The organism is Halobacillus sp. B23F22_1, assembly GCF_043497005.1.
Lineage (GTDB): Bacteria > Bacillota > Bacilli > Bacillales > Halobacillaceae > Halobacillus_A.
Genome location: NZ_JBIEKE010000002.1, coordinates 1,334,399 through 1,355,018, shown reverse-complemented (window position 1 = coordinate 1,355,018; position 20,620 = coordinate 1,334,399). Strand labels below are relative to the sequence as shown.

The 20,620-nt window shown below is 39.6% G+C and carries 20 protein-coding genes; 17 read left to right on the top strand and 3 right to left on the bottom strand.

The annotated features are described in order from the left end of the window. Positions 1-22: 22 nt before the first annotated feature. Complete coding sequence (locus tag ACGTNH_RS14745; protein WP_394587631.1) at positions 23-844, top strand: S1C family serine protease; 822 nt, start codon at positions 23-25, stop codon at positions 842-844. A 14-nt stretch (positions 845-858) separates the two neighbouring features. Here ACGTNH_RS14745 and ACGTNH_RS14740 read toward each other — a convergent pair whose 3' ends face one another. After that, a complete protein-coding gene (locus tag ACGTNH_RS14740; protein WP_394587630.1) occupies positions 859-1,458 on the bottom strand; it encodes a flavodoxin family protein in 600 nt (199 codons plus the stop codon). A 405-nt stretch (positions 1,459-1,863) separates the two neighbouring features. On the opposite strand from ACGTNH_RS14740, the gene sigI reads away from it, so the two are divergent. The 5 genes from sigI to ACGTNH_RS14715 all read left to right on the top strand — a co-directional run bounded on the left by sigI (position 1,864) and on the right by ACGTNH_RS14715 (position 7,374). Beyond that, on the top strand, positions 1,864-2,601 hold the full coding sequence (gene sigI, locus ACGTNH_RS14735) for an RNA polymerase sigma factor SigI (protein WP_394587629.1): 738 nt from the start codon (positions 1,864-1,866) through the stop codon (positions 2,599-2,601). Next, the gene (locus ACGTNH_RS14730) at positions 2,598-3,809 is read left to right on the top strand and encodes an anti-sigma-I factor RsgI family protein (RefSeq protein ID WP_394587628.1); all 1,212 of its coding nucleotides are present in this window, start codon (positions 2,598-2,600) and stop codon (positions 3,807-3,809) included. The genes sigI and ACGTNH_RS14730 overlap by 4 nt, the downstream gene beginning before the upstream one ends. 98 nt (positions 3,810-3,907) lie before the next feature. Beyond that, positions 3,908-4,309: a DUF1499 domain-containing protein gene (locus ACGTNH_RS14725; protein ID WP_394587627.1), complete on the top strand. Its 402-nt coding sequence runs from the start codon at positions 3,908-3,910 to the stop codon at positions 4,307-4,309. Beyond that, the gene (locus tag ACGTNH_RS14720) at positions 4,306-5,727 is read left to right on the top strand and encodes a dihydrolipoyl dehydrogenase family protein (RefSeq protein WP_394587626.1); all 1,422 of its coding nucleotides are present in this window, start codon (positions 4,306-4,308) and stop codon (positions 5,725-5,727) included. The genes ACGTNH_RS14725 and ACGTNH_RS14720 overlap by 4 nt, the downstream gene beginning before the upstream one ends. A gap of 84 nt (positions 5,728-5,811) precedes the next feature. After that, entirely contained in the window at positions 5,812-7,374 is a 1,563-nt protein-coding gene (locus tag ACGTNH_RS14715; protein WP_394587625.1) for a GNAT family N-acetyltransferase, read from the top strand. 41 nt (positions 7,375-7,415) lie between these two features. On the opposite strand, the gene ACGTNH_RS14710 is transcribed toward ACGTNH_RS14715, so the two are convergent. Further along, positions 7,416-7,652: a YhdB family protein gene (locus tag ACGTNH_RS14710; RefSeq protein WP_188376708.1), complete on the bottom strand. Its 237-nt coding sequence runs from the start codon at positions 7,650-7,652 to the stop codon at positions 7,416-7,418. A gap of 150 nt (positions 7,653-7,802) precedes the next feature. Between ACGTNH_RS14710 and ACGTNH_RS14705 the strand changes: the two genes are divergently transcribed. The 8 genes from ACGTNH_RS14705 to ACGTNH_RS14670 all read left to right on the top strand — a co-directional run bounded on the left by ACGTNH_RS14705 (position 7,803) and on the right by ACGTNH_RS14670 (position 16,080). Beyond that, positions 7,803-8,273: a hypothetical protein gene (locus tag ACGTNH_RS14705; protein WP_394587624.1), complete on the top strand. Its 471-nt coding sequence runs from the start codon at positions 7,803-7,805 to the stop codon at positions 8,271-8,273. Between the two features lie 70 nt (positions 8,274-8,343). Beyond that, entirely contained in the window at positions 8,344-8,889 is a 546-nt protein-coding gene (locus tag ACGTNH_RS14700; RefSeq protein WP_394587623.1) for a YhcN/YlaJ family sporulation lipoprotein, read from the top strand. Positions 8,890-9,088: 199 nt separating this feature from the next. After that, positions 9,089-10,492 carry a SpoVR family protein gene (locus tag ACGTNH_RS14695; protein WP_394587622.1) on the top strand — a complete coding sequence of 468 codons (1,404 nt, stop codon included), beginning with the start codon at positions 9,089-9,091 and terminating at the stop codon, positions 10,490-10,492. A gap of 147 nt (positions 10,493-10,639) precedes the next feature. Then, positions 10,640-11,521 carry a D-amino-acid transaminase gene (gene dat, locus ACGTNH_RS14690; protein ID WP_394587621.1) on the top strand — a complete coding sequence of 294 codons (882 nt, stop codon included), beginning with the start codon at positions 10,640-10,642 and terminating at the stop codon, positions 11,519-11,521. Between the two features lie 46 nt (positions 11,522-11,567). Further along, positions 11,568-12,002, top strand: coding sequence for a hypothetical protein (locus ACGTNH_RS14685; RefSeq protein WP_394587620.1), 435 nt, complete (start codon positions 11,568-11,570; stop codon positions 12,000-12,002). Between the two features lie 288 nt (positions 12,003-12,290). Next, positions 12,291-13,295: a TAXI family TRAP transporter solute-binding subunit gene (locus ACGTNH_RS14680; protein ID WP_394587619.1), complete on the top strand. Its 1,005-nt coding sequence runs from the start codon at positions 12,291-12,293 to the stop codon at positions 13,293-13,295. Positions 13,296-13,442: 147 nt separating this feature from the next. Then, on the top strand, positions 13,443-13,964 hold the full coding sequence (locus ACGTNH_RS14675; RefSeq protein ID WP_394587618.1) for a DUF1850 domain-containing protein: 522 nt from the start codon (positions 13,443-13,445) through the stop codon (positions 13,962-13,964). Continuing rightward, complete coding sequence (locus tag ACGTNH_RS14670) at positions 13,957-16,080, top strand: TRAP transporter permease (protein ID WP_394587617.1); 2,124 nt, start codon at positions 13,957-13,959, stop codon at positions 16,078-16,080. Before ACGTNH_RS14675 ends, ACGTNH_RS14670 begins: the two co-directional genes overlap by 8 nt. A 29-nt stretch (positions 16,081-16,109) precedes the next feature. Here ACGTNH_RS14670 and ACGTNH_RS14665 read toward each other — a convergent pair whose 3' ends face one another. Continuing rightward, positions 16,110-16,742, bottom strand: coding sequence for a YczE/YyaS/YitT family protein (locus ACGTNH_RS14665; RefSeq protein ID WP_394587616.1), 633 nt, complete (start codon positions 16,740-16,742; stop codon positions 16,110-16,112). A 141-nt stretch (positions 16,743-16,883) separates the two neighbouring features. Here ACGTNH_RS14665 and ACGTNH_RS14660 point away from each other — a divergent pair, with 141 nt between their 5' ends. The 3 genes from ACGTNH_RS14660 (at position 16,884) to ACGTNH_RS14650 (ending at position 20,541) form a co-directional block, all read left to right on the top strand. Next, positions 16,884-17,648 carry a (S)-benzoin forming benzil reductase gene (locus tag ACGTNH_RS14660; protein ID WP_394587615.1) on the top strand — a complete coding sequence of 255 codons (765 nt, stop codon included), beginning with the start codon at positions 16,884-16,886 and terminating at the stop codon, positions 17,646-17,648. 259 nt (positions 17,649-17,907) lie between these two features. Further along, a complete protein-coding gene (gene abc-f / locus ACGTNH_RS14655; RefSeq protein WP_394587614.1) occupies positions 17,908-19,467 on the top strand; it encodes a ribosomal protection-like ABC-F family protein in 1,560 nt (519 codons plus the stop codon). A gap of 15 nt (positions 19,468-19,482) precedes the next feature. Further along, positions 19,483-20,541: a dipeptidase gene (locus ACGTNH_RS14650; protein ID WP_394587613.1), complete on the top strand. Its 1,059-nt coding sequence runs from the start codon at positions 19,483-19,485 to the stop codon at positions 20,539-20,541. Positions 20,542-20,620: the final 79 nt, after the last annotated feature.

Genomic DNA, 20,620 nt, shown 5'->3' with positions numbered 1-20,620 from the left:
TACTAGTTCACGAGGTGGATTAATGGCTGATCGTGACGAGCACAAAAAAGATATTATCGATGAAGATCTCTATGAGGACATAGATGAAGAAGAAATGTATGAACTTGTTCAGGAAGAGAAAAGAAAAGCGATTGAAAAGGCGAGAAGTGAAAAGAAATCTACTGTTAAACGACCTTTTCCTAAGTGGGTTTTCTACTTCATTGCATGTATGATGGTTGCAGCCATTCTGCCAAATACTTTTTCCTTACCTGCGTTCGATTTCCTGGTGACTTCAGCAAAACTTTCTACTAACGATCAAATAGCAAAATATAAAGAATCGGTCGTAGTCGTAGAAGCAGGAGAAAGCAAAGGGACAGGATTTGCTGTCAGCGCTGACGGTCTGATTTTAACCAATCATCATGTGATTGAAGAGAAAAGGAGAATTTCTGTAAGTTTTCCTGAATCAGGTCTTCATGAAGCTGAAGTTGTGGAAGAAATGCCTGATATTGATTTAGCAGTCCTGAAAGTAGAAGGGAATGATTTCTCTTATTTACCATTAGCAGAAGAGACTGTTTTTGATCCCGATGAGGAATTCTCATTCATAGGAAACCCCTTGAACTTTACAGGAATTGCTAATCAAGGAACCATCATTGATTATACAGAGCTGAGTAACTGGGACCGCCCTGTTCTTATGCTGGATGCTCCCATTTACAGAGGGAATTCGGGAAGTCCTGTTATCAATGAAGATGGCGAAGTAATCGCTATTGTGTTTGCTACTTCACGTAAGGAGGAGCATGGACGTGTGGGATTAGCCGTACCTGTCGATTATTTCTATGAAGAAAGCGACAGCCCCCTCATTCAATAAAAGAGGGGGCTGTTTTACGTTTCAGATGTGTCTTTTATCACAGGGATGGGGTGGAAGCTTAGGATTTCGGCAAAGTTAATCAAATTTGTACTCATCTTAGCCACTTGGGTTTGAATAGAAGTGGAAATATAATCAGGGTGACAGGCTTCGCTGCAAATAGACCCTGCATGAGGTGGAATTGTAAAGCCGAGCATAGACAGGCTGTACATGATTGATTGAACGGCTACTCTTGCCCCGCCATCTCCCCCGTCTACAGCAATGATTCCTCCAACTTTATTGTAAAAGAGGTGCTGACCTTTTTGATTCTTCATATCATGATAGCCTTGCAGGCGTTCAATAATTAAAGTAGCTATACTGCTCTTCTCTCCGAGTGTGATGGGAGTAGCAAAAAGTACAATATCCGCTTCGCAAATTTTATCGAAAATAAATGGCCAATCATCATCTCCATCTAAATTACTGGTGATGCCAAAAGAAATATGGAAATCACGGAGGTGCACTCTTTCAACATCTGTCTTTTCACTTTGGAAAGTAGAGGCGGCTTCATTGAGTAGAAATTCTGTATCGGTTTCTTTGTAACCTTTTTCCAAACTGCAGTTTAACAATAATGCTTTCATTTAATTACCTCCATTAAATGTTGCTAATGAAGGTTTAACCTATATTAAATATTTTAAACGTAAACGACTTATAGTTTTTCTTTTTGTGGGCTAAAAGACCTAGTTACGTTTGGTTAGTTCAGGATGAAATCCTCATAAGGCGGAATGTAAGTCATTAGTACTGTTTTTTGAAATGATTATTTAACAAAATGTAAATCGAGTGTGGTGGTATTTTTGTAGAATTTTGAGTAAAATTGTCTTGCTCGATACAATACCCAAACATGCCTATTTTATATAATTAGTGAAAACTGCTTCATTTGACATGGTTGATACAAGATTGTAATCTAATTGAAATTATTTTTTAAAACACGCCCAAATAAATTAAAAATTATACGAAAACGTATGAATGGCTGGAGGTGATGAAGGTTGATCAAGCGCCTGGCAAGAAAGAAAGACACCTTCCTTGATGAACGTGTAGCAGCTGCAAAAGAGGGAGACGACGATGCAAAAAACGAAATTCTACAACAGTATCAACCTTTTATCGCCAAAAGTGTTTCTGAAGTATGTAAAAGATATATCGATCCTGCGAAAGATGATGAATTCAGTGTTGGTTTATTAGCTTTTAATGAAGCGATCCATGCTTATTCTTATGATAAAGGAAGCTCATTTTTATCTTTTGCTAAATTAGTGATCAAGCGTAAGGTTATTGATTACATCCGGAATGAGCAAAAACGTCCTAAAATGGTTTCTTTAGACGAAGAATATGTAGACGATGAGCAAATGGAGAATCCTTCAGAAATAAAAGCTGCTAAAGACCGGTTCATCTTGGAAACAGAGTCCTGGTACCGGCGAGAAGAGATCGTGGAGTTTCAGTCCCAGTTGCATAAGTACGGGCTGACATTTGGCGAGTTAACAGAATCATCTCCAAAGCATGTGGATGCCAGAGAATCTGCGGTACACGTGGCTCGTATTGTATACAATGACGACGAACTGCGCGAACAAGTACTTTTAAAAGGACGTCTGCCTATGAAAGATCTAGTGAAGAAAGTAGACGTTAGTAAAAAGACGCTTGAACGGAACCGTAAATTCATCATCGCCATGGTTCTCATCTTAGCCGGTGATTATGTATATCTAAAAGAATATTTAAAGGGTGTGGGTATGTGAGGAAAGGTATTGTAATGGAGCAGAACGAAAAATTCACCATCGTTATGGCAAGTGATGGTACCTTTCATAAAGCCAAACGCTTAAAGCGGGCAAATATTGGGATGGAGGTTCATTTTCAACCCTTTAAAGAGTCAAGTATGAAGAATATGTTTCTTATCCATCGTATGAAATTTGCTGCGGTTGCATTAGCACTTCTACTGACGCTGTTCCCTGCTTATTTTTGGCACGAAAATAATAAAGCTTACGCCTATGTAAACGTTGATATTAATCCTAGTGTTGAGATGGAAGTTAATGATCAAATGAAGGTGCTAACCTTAAATCCGCTAAACGAAGAAGCAGAGCAGCTGATAACTAAGTTAAATAATTGGAAAAAGAAACCGGCCTCGGAAGTAGCTCTTCAAATGATCTCATTAAGTCAAATAGAAGGTTATATGAAAAGCGATCAAGAGGTTTTAATTGGAGTCAGCTATATAAAGGAAAGCGCCGTTGATTTTTCTGAAGCGATCGAAAGTTATTTGGATCAAGAGGTGGAGGACCTCATGCTGGCTTCTTATAACGTTCCAAAGGGAGTACGAAAACAAGCGGAAGATAAAGATACGTCGGTCAATGAATTGATGGCTGAATCTTTAGAAGAAGAAGCTGAGAATATGAATAAGGAAGGCAGCTCCATTGAAGATGATGACAAAGCCATTATACAATCCTTTTATGAAGAAAGTGATTCGTCTGAAATAGAAACGCTTCCGAATGATTCTTTAGAAAACAATTCTTCTGACACTCCTTTTGAAGAAGAGTTAATACTTCCTGACCAAAAGCCTGAACGTGAGCAGCCTGAACTGCAAGAAAATAAAGGGAAGGCTGATCCCTCAGAGGGAGATCAGCCTTCTGCCCAAGATAAAATGAATAAAGCTAGTGAAAATAAAACTCAAGAGAATAAAAAAGATAAAAACAGTAAAAATGATCTAAAAAAAGATCACCCTTCTGAGATAAAAGAAGAGAATGGCAAAGATAAATCCAATGGAAAAAAAGAAGATAATACTAAAGATAACGCTAATAGTGAAAGACAACATAAAGAAAAGCCAAAGGGAAAAAGTAAAAAGAATAAAGAAAATACTGGACCTAAAGACAAAGATGATGAGCATCCCTCCCATCAAAATAACGGCCAGAAAGGCAGCAAACCGGATAAAGAGGATAACCAAAAACCTCAGTAATTTATTATTTCAACATTTCCAGGATAAATGGAAGTGTTTTTTTATAAGCAAAATAGTGAATATATAAACAGTAGTCAATGAGCTGAGGAGGAAGAGGAATGGCGCAGTTATATTCAGGAATTAAAAATGGGTATTTATCACCGTGTCCAAAGTCGCCTAATTGTGTATCTACTCAAACCGATCAAAATGATAAAAGGATGGAGCCTTTGCCTTTTATTGTTAATACGAAAAGAACAAAGGAGGTTGTTAAAAGTATTATAGAAAAAACGAAACGAGTAAAAATGCAGGATGAAGCAGAAAATTATCTCCATTTTACATTCACCTCCAGAGTGCTAAGGTTCAAGGATGACGTTGAGTTTTATATGGATGATGAAACTAATCTTCTTCATTTTCGCTCTTCCTCAAGAGTGGGATATTCAGACTTGGGAGTTAATCGAAAACGAATGGAGGAGTTCTCCAAGAGGTATGCACAAAAATACGAAAGTGAGGCTTCTTCATGAATTATGACTTTCAACTAGCCGTCATCGGGGGCGGGTCGGGCGGCCTTACTGTAGCTGCTGGAGCAGCTAGTTTTGGCGCATCCGTGGCGCTCATAGAGCGTAAAAGTGAGTTAGGCGGCGACTGCTTACATTATGGATGTATGCCATCTAAAGCACTCATTCAGGCAGCTGCAGAAGTTCAAGAAACAGCGGCCCATACGGAATTGTCCTATGAGCAATATAATCAAATGTTTGATAAAGCTATGGCACGCGTGCGCGAAGCGGTTCAGGATGTCCAGGTTCATGATTCTAAACAGCGTTTTATTGATTTGGGGATTGATATATACGAAGCGGATGCTCAATTTGAAGATGATCACACGCTTAAAGTAGGAGAAGAAGTGATTACGGCGAGGCGTATTGTCATTGCTACAGGATCATCCCCTGCTATTCCTCCAATCAGTGGTTTAGAGGACGTTCCCTATTTAACGAATGAAACCATTTTCTCACTTGAGGAAAGACCAAGTTCGCTTATAGTGATTGGCGGAGGTGTGATTGGTGTTGAGCTTGCTCAAGCCATGGCTGATTTAGGGGTGAGTGTGACAATTCTTGAAAGTTCTGAACGTATTCTTTCGAAAGAAGATAAGGAGATTGCACTTTTAGCTCACGAAGCGCTTGCTCATAAACTTACCATTATTACCCATTCTCAAGTAGAACGTGTAGAGTCGTCTACTCAAGGTGTAACTGTTTATTTCGACAAGCAAGGCGGCCGGGCGTCAGTACAAGCAAGTCATTTACTCGTAGCTGCCGGAAGAAAAGCTAATGTTGAAAAACTACGTGTAACTCAGGCAGGTATTGAAACAAAAGATGAGGCGATTCAAGTAGATCAACGTCTTCGAACGAACAAATCTCATATTTATGCTGTAGGTGATTGTAATGGATCAATGCCTTTTACCCACGTAGCAGGGATGGAAGGGAAAATTGCCGTATCGAATGCAGTATTTGGTCTTTCGAGAAAAGTGTCTTATGAAAATGTGCCTTGGGTTGTCTATACTACACCGGAGATCTACCACCTGGGGTTAACAGAAGAAGAAGCATTTACAATGCATGGAGATAAGCTGCTTACGTTTAAAACGAAGTTGAAGGACGCCGATCGCTTTATGGCTGAACGTAATACGTCAGGGCTCATTAAAGTGATAACAACGGACAAAGGAAAAATAATCGGTGCTCACGCTTTGGGTCCAGGAGCTGGAGAGTGGATGCAGGAAGTTGGCACTCTTCAGGCACTAAATAAGAAATTTCAAACCTTATCCACGATTATTCATCCTTATCCAGCAAGAAATAATGCTTTAACTCAGACAGCTGACTTGTATTGGCGGGAGAAACTCTTTAACAGCAGGTGGAATCGACTCATCCAGTGGTATGTCCGGACTTTTCGTTAAACAGACCTTTAGATACTAGACAGTGTTACCTGCACTAAGCAGGATAAGTGAAAGTAGAAGTTAGAGATGAAAGGATTAATGAAGATGTCAAAGTTAGACTTATCTCAGTTTGAGAAAAAAATGATTGTTAGAAACACGATAGACGCTGACATTGAACAGCTTCTTCAACTTCAGAAGCTTTGTTTTCCTAACATGGAGCCATGGAAGAGAGAGCACTTGGAAAGCCATTTGCGCCATTTTCCAGAAGGCCAGTTTGTTGTGGAATATGATGATGAAATTATTGGCAGCTGTTCAAGCCTGATTGTCAATTTTGATGAATATGATGACAAGCACACGTGGGACGATATTACGGATGAAGGGTATATTACGAATCATGATCCTGATGGGTATAATTTGTACGGCATTGAGGTTATGGTGCATCCTGAATTCCGGAGAATGAAAATTGGACGTCGTTTATATGAGGCGAGAAAGGAGCTGGCTCGGGAATATAATCTAAAGAGTATTATCATTGGAGGCCGGATTCCAAACTTTCATAAATATGAAAGCGAAATGTCGCCAAGAGAATATGTAGAAGAGGTTCGTAACCAAAACATTTATGATCCTGTCCTAACATTCCAAATCATGAACGGGTTTGCTGTCATGCGGATCAACCCGAACTACTTACCGGATGATGAGCTCTCCTCAAAGTACGCTACACTAATGGAATGGAATAATATTGACTACCGGGCAAGATCGAAGCGTCACTTTAAAACGAGTCATCCTGTAAGAATCATGGTTATTCAATATATGATGAAAAATATCGTTTCTTACGAAGAATTCAGTCGACAGTGCGAGTACTATGTTGATGTAGCTGCAGATTACGGAGCGGATTTCGCTGTTTTTCCTGAAATCTTTACGACCCAGCTCATGTCTTTTTTAGAAGAGAAAGTTCCATCCAAATCCGTCAGGAGGCTAGCGGAGTATACGGAGGAATATATTGAAATGTTTACCTACTTAGCCGTGAAATACAATGTAAATATTATTGGCGGCTCTCACTTTGTGGAAGAGGACGATCAGATCTATAATATTTCTTATTTATTTAGACGTGATGGTACCATTGAAAAACAGTATAAAATACACATCACTCCAAATGAACGAACGTGGTGGGGCATCCAGCCTGGTGATGCAGTAAAAGTGTTTGACACAGATTGCGGAAAAATTGCCATACAAATTTGTTATGATATTCAATTTCCTGAACTTGCCCGTTATGCTGTTGATCAGGGAGCCAATATTATTTTTGTTCCTTTTTGTACCGATGATCGTCAAGGTTACTTGCGCGTGCGTTACTGTGCCCAGGCACGGGCGGTGGAAAATCAAGTATACACCGTCATTGCAGGGACGGTTGGCAATATGACACAAGTAGAAAATATGGATATTCAATATGCACAATCGGGGATTTTTACTCCTTCAGACTTTGAATTTGCACGTGACGGTATTGTAGGCGAATGCAATCCAAATGTAGAAAGTGTTGTCATTGGCGACGTGGATTTAGAGATTTTAAGAAGACAGAGAAAATCAGGAACGGTGCGCCAGCTTCGTGACCGTCGTAAAGATTTGTTTGACCTGAATTTCAATGTGAATACTGAGGTTAAACCTGAACGAACGTAAAAGAAAACCACCCTTCTTATGTGTGATGAAGGGTGGATTGTCTATACATAATACTCTGTTTTTGTCGTCGTAGCATGGGCATGGTCAATATAGTGTAATAAGTTTTCGTGTGATACATATAGGGAAGCTTCATGGTTTGGGTAGTGAAAAGCGTGAAGGAAACACTCGATTTTTTTAGCTAAAAAGTGATCGCGCGTCCTTACCATAAGGACAAGTAAATCATCCCACTGGCCCCAGATCATATAATGGAGAGCTTTCTCATAATCGTCTGGAAACATGAAGTCACATCCTTCTTGGAAAGGAGTGTTTTTATTATCTCCTTGAAGGGTAACTTAGAAACGAGAGAGTTCTTCACAGTTATGGAAAAATCGACAACTATAAATTAGGAATAGAACTCAAATTATTGGCGGGAAAGGATTCGTTAGGAAATGGAAGGAGCATTAGGTTCAATGACGGAAAGACAGTGGATTTGGATTAACGTGGGAAACGTTATAGCTTTCCTTACATTTGTATTATTATCATTAAGTACTGGAGGTCAGCGAGCGATTGTTGTATTAACAGAGACAATGGGCGTGCTGGCTTTAGTTTTTGCTATTATAACAGTCATCTATAGGAAATCTGAATATAAATGGTTCGCCTTGTGTGCCATAGCTTATTTGGCCCCCTGGGCAGTTTTTGCTATTGGGTATGAAACAGGGATAACAGCTGCTAGCAGTTATTATCATCTTGGATTCCTGTTTTTTTATATCGTTATGATTGCTTCTATCGTTTTTCTTAAAATCAGCTTTCAAAAGCTGCATGAGCAATTCAAATTAATGCCTGTATTTTTGCTATTTTTTCATGCGATCTTGCTTTTATTCGTAATGGTTATACATATTTGGTGGCTTCTCCCTTTTTAAGTGAATCAACCGCATATTTCTTCTTTCCCTACGCATACTACTTGTAAGCGATGGAAGGAGGGAAGATAAAATGAAACTAAAAGTATTTACAATCGGTTTGCTCGCTTCATTTTCGCTTGTAGCTTGTCAAGCTGAACAACAAGAATCATTAGACAATACAGGCAATTATGATGGAGTAGAAAATACACGTTTTGAACGAACAACAGATCAGGATTACAGTGAGGCTCCTCAAAACAGAGAAGAAAATGATCGAGGAATGCAGCACAATACAAACTATCAAGTAGCGGAACGTGCAGCAGATCGTATTACTAAAGATGTAGAAGGTATTGAAGATGCATATGTATTAAAAACCCGTGATAATGCATATGTCGCAGCTGTATTAGATAATAAAAACGGAGAGTCAGATGAAGTATCTGATGAAATTGAAAAACAGATTACGGATATTGTAAAAAATACAGATCAGGATATCAACAATGTGTATATCTCGACAAACCCTGATTTTGTAGACTTAACAAACAACTACGTAAACAATGCTGAGGAAGGTGAACCTGTCGAAGGTTTTTTCCGTCAGTTTGGCGAAATGGTTGACCGTATTTTCCCTAATCAAGAAGGTTAATTAAAAGTCAGGTTCTCTTAAAAAGGGAATCCTGGCTTTTTAATATTTACTAATTAAGGTTTGCTGCCCGTTTAAATGTCCTCGCTATCGTATAGGGGAGTCTATATTAGAAAATCAATTGTGAAAAATACTCTTTCTTTGTTCATTTAGATAGTTTTTATTCATATAGATAACTATGTAATTCAAAGGAGGGGGCAACTTGAAGCCGCAAGATCAAGTTGAATTAGAAAGAGCGATTGGCGAAATTACTGAAATAGCGGACGGTTTTGGTTTAGACTTCTATCCAATGCATTATGAGATCTGCCCTGATGATATCATCTATACGTTTGGTGCTTATGGAATGCCTACGAGATTCTCTCATTGGAGCTTTGGAAAGCAATACTATAAGATGAAGCTTCAATATGATTTAGGATTAAGTAAAATATATGAGCTCGTCATTAATTCAAACCCTTGCTATGCTTTTCTGCTAAATTCAAACAGTCTGATACAGAATAAGCTGATTGTGGCACATGTATTAGCACATTGCGATTTCTTTAAAAATAATGCTCGCTTCCAAAATACAAAACGGGATATGGTTGAGAGTATGGCTGCCACAGCGGAGCGCATTGCAAGTTATGAGAAGAAACATGGGAAAGAAGCAGTGGAGTCATTTTTAGACGCAGTATTGGCGATTCAAGAGCATATCGATCCATCGCTCGTTCGGCCAAAACTAACGTGGCAGAAGGATGAACCTGAAGGTGAAAAGAAAAAGCGGAGAACGCCTTATGATGATTTGTGGAAGCTAGGTGAATCACCAGATGAACCTGTGTTTAAAAAAAGTAAGAAGTTCCCGCCTCAGCCTGAAAAAGATTTGCTGCTGTTCCTTGAGCAGTTCAGCCGGGAATTAGAAGATTGGCAGTGTGATATCTTAACGATGATGCGAGAGGAAATGCTTTATTTCTGGCCGCAGCTTGAGACAAAGATAATGAACGAAGGATGGGCATCTTATTGGCATGCACGAATTATAAGGGAAATGGATTTAACGAGTGGGGAAGCGGTTGATTTTGCTAAATTAAACGCAAGTGTTGTTCAGCCTTCCAAAACCCAGCTTAACCCCTATTATTTAGGCTTGAAGATTTTTGAAGATATTGAGAATCGTTATAATAACCCAACAGAAGATATGATCCGCCATGGGGTGAAATCTGGATCAGGCCGGGAAAAAATGTTTGAAGTTCGTGAAGTTGAATCTGATCAAAGTTTTATCCGTAATTACTTGACTAAAGAATTAGTAAGAGAAGAGGATTTATATTTATTTCAAAAGCAAGGCCAGAAGTACAAAATTACTGATAAAGATCATGAAGCTGTTCGGGATCAGCTCGTCACCATGCGAGTGAATGGTGGATTTCCTTATATTACGGTAGAAGATGGAGATTATATGAAGAGCGGGGAGCTTTACCTTAAGCATCATTATGAAGATGTGGAACTGGACTTAACCTATTTAGAAAAAACATTGCCTTATGTTTATCAGTTGTGGGGCAGACCAGTCCATATGGAAACTAGAGTAGAGGACCGTGATGTGGCCTTTAGTTATGGTGGAAAAAGAGTGCAGAAAAAATATTTATAATTCACAAAATGAAGATCATCCTCTGTAGGATGATCTTCATTTAGGTCATTCGTACCATATTCAGAATATTATATGAATGACACGACGGTTCACGGTTTTTTTGGTAAACTAGGCGTTACACAGATTCAGCTTCAAGGAGGCATTTATATGAGCGTATACGACTACATTTTGACACATACGAATTTTGTAAAGAAAGATGATTTGAAGTATCCATTTGAAGAAAGAGGTTTGCAATTCGGTGATGGAATATACGAAGTGATTCGAGTCTATAAAGGGAAGTATTATCTGATAGAAGAACACGTGGAAAGGTTATATCGTTCAGCAGAAGCCGTAAAAATAGAAATTCCTTTTACAAAAAAAGAAATGTACAGCCATTTAGACGAACTTTTACGTAAAAACAGCATTGCTGCGGATGCAAAAGTTTACTTGCAAATTACGAGAGGCTCAGCCCCTCGTGATCATGCGTTTCCATTAAACACGACAGCTAATTTATATGCTTACGTACAGGACTTACCGCGCAAAATGGAAATTATGCGTGAAGGGGTATCTGTGATTACCCAGCCTGACGTCCGCTGGGATTGGTGCTATATTAAAAGTTTGAATCTGCTTCCAAATGTTATAGCTAAACAAACAGCAAGTGAAGCAGGCTGCTTTGAAGCTATTCTTCATAAAGATGGCGAAATAACAGAGTGCAGTTCTTCTAATGTATATTTAGTAAGGGAGGGCAAAGTATATACCCATCCTGCGAAAAAAAATATCCTTCATGGCTGTGTTCGAATGAAAGTGGAACAATTTTGTAAGGAAGAAGGTATTCCTTTCATCGAAGAAGCGTTTCGAGTAGAAGACATTCAGTATGCAGATGAACTATTTCTTTCGAGCAGTACAGCAGAAGTAACCCCTATCACTAAAGTAGATGAACATTTTGTAAATGAAGGGAAGCCTGGGCCCATTACGAGAACAATTCAAGAGAAATATGAACAGGATGCTCATATTGACAAGGTTTCCTCGATTTTCGCGCAGGAAGTTTAAGTATGGTATAATGACCCTGCTTACATTATCACCCAGGAGGGTTACCATGAAAAAGATAAACTTGGAATTAGATGAGAAACAATACCAAACGTTAGTTGAAGCCGTTTTTCTTGGTACTTGGATGGTCAATTCAACAAAATTGGAATTAGATGAAAATTTTGAAGAAATTAGAGAACTCGTATTATCAAAGTATAAAGAAGCCGGGCTTGAGGATAAAATCAGTTTTCAAGAGGCTTTTGAAGTTCATGATTTGCAAGCGGCTTACGAACGCCAGCTTTTTGAAAAATATGTAGATGAATATGAAGAATTCAGCTTTTGGGATATGCTGATTGAAAAGATGTCTGAAAAGCGCTTGAAAGAAGAATATGGAGATATTAGCGTACCATTATCAGATGAAATGATGGAACGTCGTTTACAGATAGAAGAAGAGTTAGGAAATGAACTAGAAGAACGAGGCATAACGAATTTAGAATTAAAATAATGAAGATAAGCAGAGGGTGTACCATTGCAGGACACCCTTTGTTATTTCTTGACAATTATTTAATGGAAAATTAAGATTATTTTATACAATTCACTAGTCCAAAGGTTGGGTCCAGTAATGTAGGAAAAGCTATTTTATATTTTGTAATTTTCGTGTAAAATAGGGGTGTCGTCTATATGTGAACTTTCATTACATTTGTGGACGATCATTCAACTTTCAAATTGTACATAGTAACGACACGGTTTGAAGGTGGAATGTGGTCATAAAATTATTAGGGGAGGAATCATTATGTTTAGTAAGAAAAGCTTGTTAACTATTTCAATGTTGTTAGCGCTTTCTCTGATCTTGTTCGCTTGTGGCGGCGGTACATCTGATGGCGGCGGCGATGACGGCGAAGAAGGCGGAGGAGCGGATGAACAATTCATTCAAATCCTTACGGGTGGTACAGAAGGAACATACTATCCACTTGGAGGTACTTTTGCTCAAGTCATTAATGATAATGTAGAAGGTGTAGAAGAAGCTAACGCGACCTCTACCGGTGCTTCTGTAGAAAACATGAACTCTATTAGTGATGGAGACGGTGAAATCGCCTTCACCCAGACTGACATTGCATCATATGCAGCTGAGGGCGAAGTGATGTTCGATGAAGCGAATGAAGACTTTGGGGCAATTGGTACCCTTTATCCTGAAACGATTCAAATTGTAACAACGCAAGACAGTGGAATTGAAACGGTTGAAGATTTAGAAGGAAAGACAGTTTCCGTAGGTGCTCCAGGATCTGGTACTTATGCAAACGCGGATAATATCCTTGAAATTCACGGTCTTAGCATTGATGATGATATTGAAGCTCGTGACTTAGACTTCGGTGATTCAACGACAGGTATTCAAGATGGAACAATTGATGCAGCTTTCATTACTTCTGGTACACCTACTGGTGCAGTTGAAAGCTTAGCCGCTTCTGTTGACGTTAACATTGTCAGTGTTTCAGAAGAAAAAGCTCAGGAACTTATGGATGAATACAGCTACTATGCTGAAGATGAAGTACCTGAAGGAACGTATGGATTAGAAGAAGCTGTTCCAACTGTAGCTGTACAAGCTATGCTCGTTGCTCACAGTGATCTTAGTGAAGATACAGTTTACGAAATTACGAAAGCTATCTTTGACAACACGGATGCCATTTCACATGATAAAGGCAGTCAAATCGATGCAGAGAGTGCACTAGATGGAGTAGGTGTAGACCTTCACCCAGGTGCTCAGAAATATTTTGATGAAGAAGGAATTAGTGAGGAATAAGGCTGAATAAAATGAAGTCTTGCGGGGCTGTCTTAGGTTTGAATTGCTAACTAAGTAATAAAACCTGAGAACAGTCCCTTCTCATGTAAAATGCAATAAGTAAATAATTGCATCTATTACTATTTGCTGGAGATTAGGTGATCAGTTTTGAGAGTTCCTAGAAGATATATCATCATAGGTGCGGGCTTAATAGGGCTTTTTTTGACTATCGTATGGGCATTTTATCCTTACCGATCTGTGGTGGCATTTCAATCTATGGATCGGCAAGGGCCAAATGCCTATATGCTCATTACGGAAAATGAAAATTTCGAACTTAAGTTTACTCATTCTGTTCACTTATCAGATGTAATAGAAGAATATAAGGTCAAAAATGGAAAGCTATACCCTGTGCAAATGATTTACGAAGATACGGCGATAGGTATGCCTTCAAACGCAGGTGAAGGGGAAACATTTGAAATGAAAGACGGGAAGTATTACATTTCAAATCTGCAAGGTTCTCATGAATCCATTAACTTATCAGTCGGTCAAGTCCGGGCAGATCATACCATTATATATAGAAAGCAATCTTATCTTTTGAAAGATATCGTCGGTGCTGGCGCAGTGATCAAGATTGAGCCTGACCATGTATCGAATTGGGAATTGATGAGAGGAGAGACACTTGATGAGTGAGGAAAGCAAAACAATATCGACAGAAAAACAACAAGAAATCATGGAAAAATATGATCCAGATGCAGGAAGCCGGGAGTTAACAGGATGGTTAGGCAGACTTGCATTTATAGGTCTGCTCGCTTTCTCTTTATTCCAGCTCTATTCATCAACGATTCACCCCCTTCCTGCACAAATTTTAAGATCAGTGCACGTTGGATTTGGACTCGTATTGATTTTCTTATTATACCCTGCTACAAAAAAGAATCGAAAATTAGGAAAGCTAGCCTGGTACGATGCAATATTTGTTTTATTGAGTCTCGTAGTCGGCACTTACTGGTTGTTTTTTTATGAAAGAATCGTTACGCAAGCAGGCTCGTTAACGACTATTGACTTCTATGTGGGAGTTTTAGCTGTACTGCTTGTACTTGAAGCAACACGAAGAGCAGTAGGAATTCCGATAACTGTCATTGCTATCGCGTTTCTTGTTTATGCTTATTGGGGAAGACAGATGCCCGGCTTCCTTATTCATAGAGGAGTCGACGTAGACAACCTCGTACAGTCAATGTTCTTTACAACTGAAGGTATACTTGGAACACCAATTGCTGTGTCTTCAACGTTTATCTTTTTATTCTTATTGTTTGGAGCTTTTCTTGTAAAAACTGGGGTCGGTCAGTATTTTAATGATTTAGCTGTGACACTGGCGGGGCGTCGTACAGGCGGACCGGCAAAGGTTGCCATTTTCTCCAGTGCACTTCAAGGAACTATCAGCGGAAGTTCAGTTGCTAACGTAGTAACTTCTGGTGCATTTACGATCCCGATGATGAAAAAACTCGGTTACCGAAGAGAGTTCGCCGGCGGTGTAGAAGCCGCAGCTTCTACAGGTGGTCAATTAATGCCACCAATTATGGGTGCAGCAGCCTTTCTTATGATAGAGTTTATCGGAGTGGACTACTGGTCGATTGCCAAGGCAGCATTGATTCCCGCCATCCTATACTTCACAGGGATATGGATCATGACACACTTTGAAGCGAAAAGGACAGGGCTAAGCGGTTTGTCGCCGGAAGAAATGCCAAACCGTAAAGAAGTATTTAAAAAGCTTTACTTATTGTTACCTATTCTTGCTATTATTCTTTTCTTAAGCAGCGGAATGAGTGTTATGCGTGCAGCGCTGTATGGTATTTTGACTACTATTGTTGTGGGATTACTGAGAAAAGAGAAGTTCCGTAAGCTGTATATCATTGCTTTTGGAGCCGGATTTATCGGCTACGTTATTTATGGTATGGCAACAGGCGGATTTGAACTTGTGCAGGCATTCATTGTTGCTGGTATGGTCACCGTAGTTGTAAGCTATTTGTTTGATGGAAATCTTGTAGAATCTATTGAAGCCCTTGTTGACGGGGCGCGTACGGCTCTGGGTGTTGTAGCAGCAACAGCTGCTGCTGGTATTATCGTCGGGGTCGTAACGAAGACAGGCCTTGGATTGAAATTAGCCAACAGCCTTGTATCAATAGCTAACGGTCAAATCTTATTAACATTGTTCTTTACGATGTTAGCGGCTATTATTCTGGGGATGGGTTCTCCGACAACAGCCAACTATGTTATTACGTCCACGATCGCAGCACCTGCTGTTATATTACTAGGTGTACCGGATTTAGCAGCCCACTTGTTTGTGTTCTACTTCGGTATCATTGCAGATATTACGCCTCCGGTAGCATTAGCAGCTTTTGCAGCCTCAGGAGTTGCTTCCTCGGAACCGATACGAACCGGGGTGAATGCCGCCAAGCTCGCCATTGCAGCGTTTATTATTCCATATATGTTCGTATTGGAAAATCAGCTGCTTATGATAGGTGTGGATAACGCTTTTGAGCTTGTGTGGATTTTATTTACAGCTATTTCAGGTATGATTGCTATTGGCGCCGGGCTTGTCGGGTACTGGTTCCGTAAAGTAGAATGGTATGAAAGGATTCCTGCTGTCATAGGGGGGCTTTCCTTAATTTACCCAAGTACGATGAGTGATATCATTGGAGTGTCCGTATTCGTTATTCTTCTAGCTCTGCAATTCCTGGTGAATAAAGATAAAATAGGCGTCCCCGTTTATAGGGCGAGGCGTAAGTCTTCTAAGGAACAGGAAGCCTAGGGTAGAAAGAAAAAGCGTGAATCCTGCAATTAGGATTCACGCTTTTTTCTTTCAGATTCGGTCCATATGCTAGCGATTGGACGTGACAATTGGTAAGCCCATTGAATGACGGGACCAAGGCCGAGAGCAACTATTAAGGTTCCAATCCCTACTGGAGCACCAAGTAAAAAACCGATAAGAGCCATGCCCGATTCAATAAAAATACGTGAGGTGCTTTTAGACTGCTTTGTCTTTTGATCGAGAATCATCATAAAATGGTCCAAAGGAATACGGGAAAAAGGGGTACGTAAATAAACTGCGATTCCAACAGCCGTTGCTAACAAACCGAGAGTGAAAATTCCCCACTGCGAGTACCATGCTTCATAACTCGCATCTGATAACCATCCGTATAGGAAATAGTCCAGACTCGTTCCCCGGACAATAATGGGCAATAATGATTCATATTGAGGTCTTTTCTTCTCTAATTTCGCATTAACAAGTAATAAGATGACAAACGCGATGATCATGACTGTCCCTACTGTGATAGGGGTATGCATAGAAAGACCAACGGCAATACTGTCTCCCGGGCCCACACCTAATCCAGAGCGGATAATGAGAGCAAGCCCAAGACTTGATACAATTAAACCAATTAAGTATATAATAAATAAGTATAAATATTTCATAGTGACTCCTTCTTCATGACGCGGAGATAATCTTTCATAATCATATATGCTCAAATGGGTGTTGTAAAGGTATACACGCTTACGAGTGTTTTATATTTAATTAGCCGGGGAAATGTAAAGTAGAAAAAAGGAGGATATATAATGAAGTACGCAATAGTAACAGGGGATTCCAGAGGGCTGGGAGAAGCGATTGCAGACCAATTTCTTGAAAAAGGGATTCACGTTATTGGAATATCGCGAACATATAATGAAGATCTTAAAGAGCAGGCAGAAGGAAAAGATGTGACGTATTCCCACATCAGCTGTGATTTAAGCGATGCAGATGACTTGACTCAAGGCATTGATAAGGTTATGTACTTAGCCTTTCAAAATGACGTTGATATGGTTTACCTCGTTAATAATGCCGGAGTAATTGATCCGATAGAGACAGTGGGAAATTTAGACACTGGATTAGTGAATAAACATCTTCAGATTAATTTAGCAACTCCCATCCTGTTTATTAACCGATTGTTAAAAGAGGCAAATGAGCAGGGAGTAAAAGCAGGCATCGTAAATATAACGTCAGGTGCTGCCGAGAAGACGGTTCATGGCTGGAGTGTTTACAGCAGTGGAAAAGCAGCGATCAATCAATTTACCGCTACAACTGCTATGGAACAAGAGGAAGCTGGCAAAGATCATACCATTATTGCTTATAGTCCTGGAGTAGTTGATACAGAAATGCAGGGAGAAATCCGGGCTTCTGCTGAATCAGCTTTTGCTGATGTTGACAAATTTAAGAAGCTTAAAGAAGAAGGTCAGCTCCGTTCTCCTCAAGAGGTAGCTCGTGTATTGATGAACGTTTTATTTAATGAGGGTTCAATTGAGAATGGTAAAGTGTATAAGCTGTATGATTTGATAAATAAATAATTTTGCAAGAAAAGTTGTGATCTTACATTGATCAGCTTATAATAAAGATAGCGAAATAGAAGGGACTGACGTTTAAAACAATGAAGTACTAATCCTTATGTTTTTACGAGACATGTTTATAAAAACACTCGTTTCAGAACAAGGGATTAGTCTGCCATTTAAAAGAATGTCATTGCTTCAGCATACCTTCAAGTATGTTGTCTTTGCCTTCGAACGGTTTGATTAATCCTCTCTGGAACGAGCAGGGAGGATTTTTATTATGCAAAAATTGAGAGCGATAAATATCCATTATGAGATTGGAGATCGTACGCTTCTTAATATCGATGAACTTGTTGTTCACCAAGACGACCGAATTGGATTAATTGGTAAAAATGGCCAAGGAAAAACACTGCTTTTTCAATATCTCATGAAGGAACTTGTAGAGACGGCGGATGTGAAAGTCAGCGGCACAATAGAATGGCTTAAACAATTAAATAATGAAGAAAACATGATAGGGAGCGGGGGCGAGATTACTCAGCAAAAAATTAAAAGAGTCTTTCTTGCTGAGCCGGATGTGTTACTTTTAGATGAGCCCACGAATAATTTAGATATTAAACACATTCACGATGTAGAAGAAAAACTAAAGTTATTTAACGGGGCTTATATCGTCATCAGCCACGATCGTGACTTACTAGATCATGTGTGTAATCAAATTTGGGAGCTTCAAGATGGAAAACTCCATTACTATCGTGGGAGCTATACTTTTTATGAACATCAAAAAGGAATAGAGAAGAATCAGCAAATCGAAGAGTATGAAAAATATCAGAAAGAAAAGAATCGTCTTCAGGAGACAATTCGCAACAAACAGGATCAAGCAGGTAAAATGAGAAAGCCGCCCAGCCGAATGAGTAACTCCGAGTGGCAATTAGGTAAAAATAAAGCAGCCGCCAAACAAAAAAAAGTACAGCGGGCCGGAAAAACATTGGAGAAAAAATTGGAACGGCTCTCAAAAGTGGAAAAGCCCTTCGAACGTAATCAATTAAAAATGAGTTTTAACCAGGTTGAGCCTATTTACCATAAATATGTAATGGATGCAGAGGACGTGGAAAAGAACGGCTTATATCGTATTTCTCCCCTGCAGTTGAGATCAAATTCTAAAACGGCCTTATTAGGAGCCAACGGATGCGGAAAAACAACTCTGTTAGAGCAGATCTTAAATTGTAAAGAGGCTTGGAAAGAAAATGCCAGAGTCGGTATATTTCAGCAAAACTTAACTGAGCTTCCTGATGATCAGACGATATATGATTACGTGAGTGAGGGAAGTTTATTGCGAGAGTCTGACATTCGAACCGTATTAGCACGTCTTCATTTTTACAAGAATGACGTGTTCAAGAAGGTTGGACATTTAAGCGGAGGGGAAAAGGTAAAAGCCGCTCTCGCTAAATTACTCGTTGGTCATTATAATGTTCTCTTTTTAGATGAACCGACTAATCACCTAGACGTGGAAGCGAGAAAAGCCTTAGAGTCATTAATACAAGATTATCCCGGTACGGTTTTATATGTCACCCATGATCGACGATTTATAAAAGAAACAGCGAATCAACTGTGGGTGATGGATAATGAAACAGTTAGAACATTTGATGGAACGTATGAGGAATGGGAGATGGAAAGAGATAAACCTTCTTCTGTCAGTGAGGAAGAGTATGACACGATGGCCCTTGAAACAAAGCTTACTGAGTTAATTAGCCGACTGAGCATGCCATCACCCCGTGAAGATCTTCAATTATTAGAGGAGGAATATGAAGAAACGTTGAAGAAGTTAAATAAGAAACGGATATAGAAGGAGAGAATTTAATTGTCAGTACCAGTATTTGATGGGCACAATGATACGCTGCTGAACTTGTACATGAATTACGATGCTTCAGCTGAACAATTTTTTCAAGAGATAAACGGAGGACATATCGATTATTCCAGAGCTCAAAAAGCTGGACTGAGGGGAGGATTTTTTGCTATTTTTCCACCTCCATACGCCGGGTTATCAGTTCCTGATCCGGAAGACTATTTAATGGAAGAAGGGTACGATGTCCCTCTGCCGGAAGAAGTGGATGCTGAGGCGTGTAAACGGGTAACGGATCATATGATTGATCTTTTATACCGAATGGAAAGCTCTTCGAATCATAATTTTAAAGTGGTTACCAATTTTGATCGCTTACGTGAAACCTTTGCTCATAATCAACTGGCAGCTGTCCTTCATTTTGAAGGGGCAGAAGCGATTAATCCTGATTTAAGTAATTTAGAGAATTACTATCAAAAAGGTTTGCGTTCGCTTGGACTCGTATGGAGTCGTCCAAACGCATTCGCTCAAGGGGTACCTTATCGTTATCCTTCAACAGGCGATATCGGTCCGGGACTTACGAAAGCAGGTAAATCTCTCGTCAAGAAGTGTAACCAGCTTGGAATCATGCTGGATACCTCGCATTTAAATGAAAAGGGTTTTTGGGACGTAGTGAGTGTGTCGGATGCGCCTATCGTAGCCACTCATTCGAATTCCTATTCCCTATGTCCGATTTCAAGAAATCTCACTGATGAGCAGCTAAATGCCATTAGAGCATCTCAGGGTGTCGTGGGAGTGACTTATAGTGTGAATATGCTTCGAAGCGATGGAAAAATGAACCGTGATACATCTCTTCAAGAAATTGTACGTCATATCCGTTATATTGTGGATTTAATAGGAGTGGAGCATGTAGCCCTTGGATCAGATTTTGACGGTACGACTCTGCCTAATGAATTAAAAGATGTAACTGGCGTGCCAAAAGTGGTAGATCTTTTACGGAAGGAAGGATTTACTCTTGAAGAGGTTCATAAAATTGCTTCTCAAAACTGGATGAGCGTATTAAAAAAGACGTGGAAATAGGGCATCAGGTACGGTTTTCCTTCAGCTTGTTTGAGGAAACGACTGAGGTCACTGAAAAACTAAAGGTCGATGAAAGATG

Excerpts from the sequence above, each read along its gene's own strand:
- ACGTNH_RS14740 (WP_394587630.1), bottom strand. The coding sequence starts at position 1,458 with ATGAAAGCATTATTGTTAAACTGCAGTTTGGAAAAAGGTTACAAAGAA.
- ACGTNH_RS14680 (WP_394587619.1), top strand. The coding sequence starts at position 12,291 with ATGTTTAGTAAGAAAAGCTTGTTAACTATTTCAATGTTGTTAGCGCTT.
- ACGTNH_RS14745 (WP_394587631.1), top strand. The coding sequence starts at position 23 with ATGGCTGATCGTGACGAGCACAAAAAAGATATTATCGATGAAGATCTC.
- ACGTNH_RS14705 (WP_394587624.1), top strand. The coding sequence starts at position 7,803 with ATGGAAGGAGCATTAGGTTCAATGACGGAAAGACAGTGGATTTGGATT.
- ACGTNH_RS14720 (WP_394587626.1), top strand. The coding sequence starts at position 4,306 with ATGAATTATGACTTTCAACTAGCCGTCATCGGGGGCGGGTCGGGCGGC.
- ACGTNH_RS14725 (WP_394587627.1), top strand. The coding sequence starts at position 3,908 with ATGGCGCAGTTATATTCAGGAATTAAAAATGGGTATTTATCACCGTGT.
- ACGTNH_RS14660 (WP_394587615.1), top strand. The coding sequence starts at position 16,884 with ATGAAGTACGCAATAGTAACAGGGGATTCCAGAGGGCTGGGAGAAGCG.
- ACGTNH_RS14710 (WP_188376708.1), bottom strand. The coding sequence starts at position 7,652 with ATGTTTCCAGACGATTATGAGAAAGCTCTCCATTATATGATCTGGGGC.
- ACGTNH_RS14670 (WP_394587617.1), top strand. The coding sequence starts at position 13,957 with ATGAGTGAGGAAAGCAAAACAATATCGACAGAAAAACAACAAGAAATC.
- ACGTNH_RS14685 (WP_394587620.1), top strand. The coding sequence starts at position 11,568 with ATGAAAAAGATAAACTTGGAATTAGATGAGAAACAATACCAAACGTTA.
- ACGTNH_RS14665 (WP_394587616.1), bottom strand. The coding sequence starts at position 16,742 with ATGAAATATTTATACTTATTTATTATATACTTAATTGGTTTAATTGTA.
- ACGTNH_RS14715 (WP_394587625.1), top strand. The coding sequence starts at position 5,812 with ATGTCAAAGTTAGACTTATCTCAGTTTGAGAAAAAAATGATTGTTAGA.
- abc-f (WP_394587614.1), top strand. The coding sequence starts at position 17,908 with ATGCAAAAATTGAGAGCGATAAATATCCATTATGAGATTGGAGATCGT.
- dat (WP_394587621.1), top strand. The coding sequence starts at position 10,640 with ATGAGCGTATACGACTACATTTTGACACATACGAATTTTGTAAAGAAA.
- ACGTNH_RS14700 (WP_394587623.1), top strand. The coding sequence starts at position 8,344 with ATGAAACTAAAAGTATTTACAATCGGTTTGCTCGCTTCATTTTCGCTT.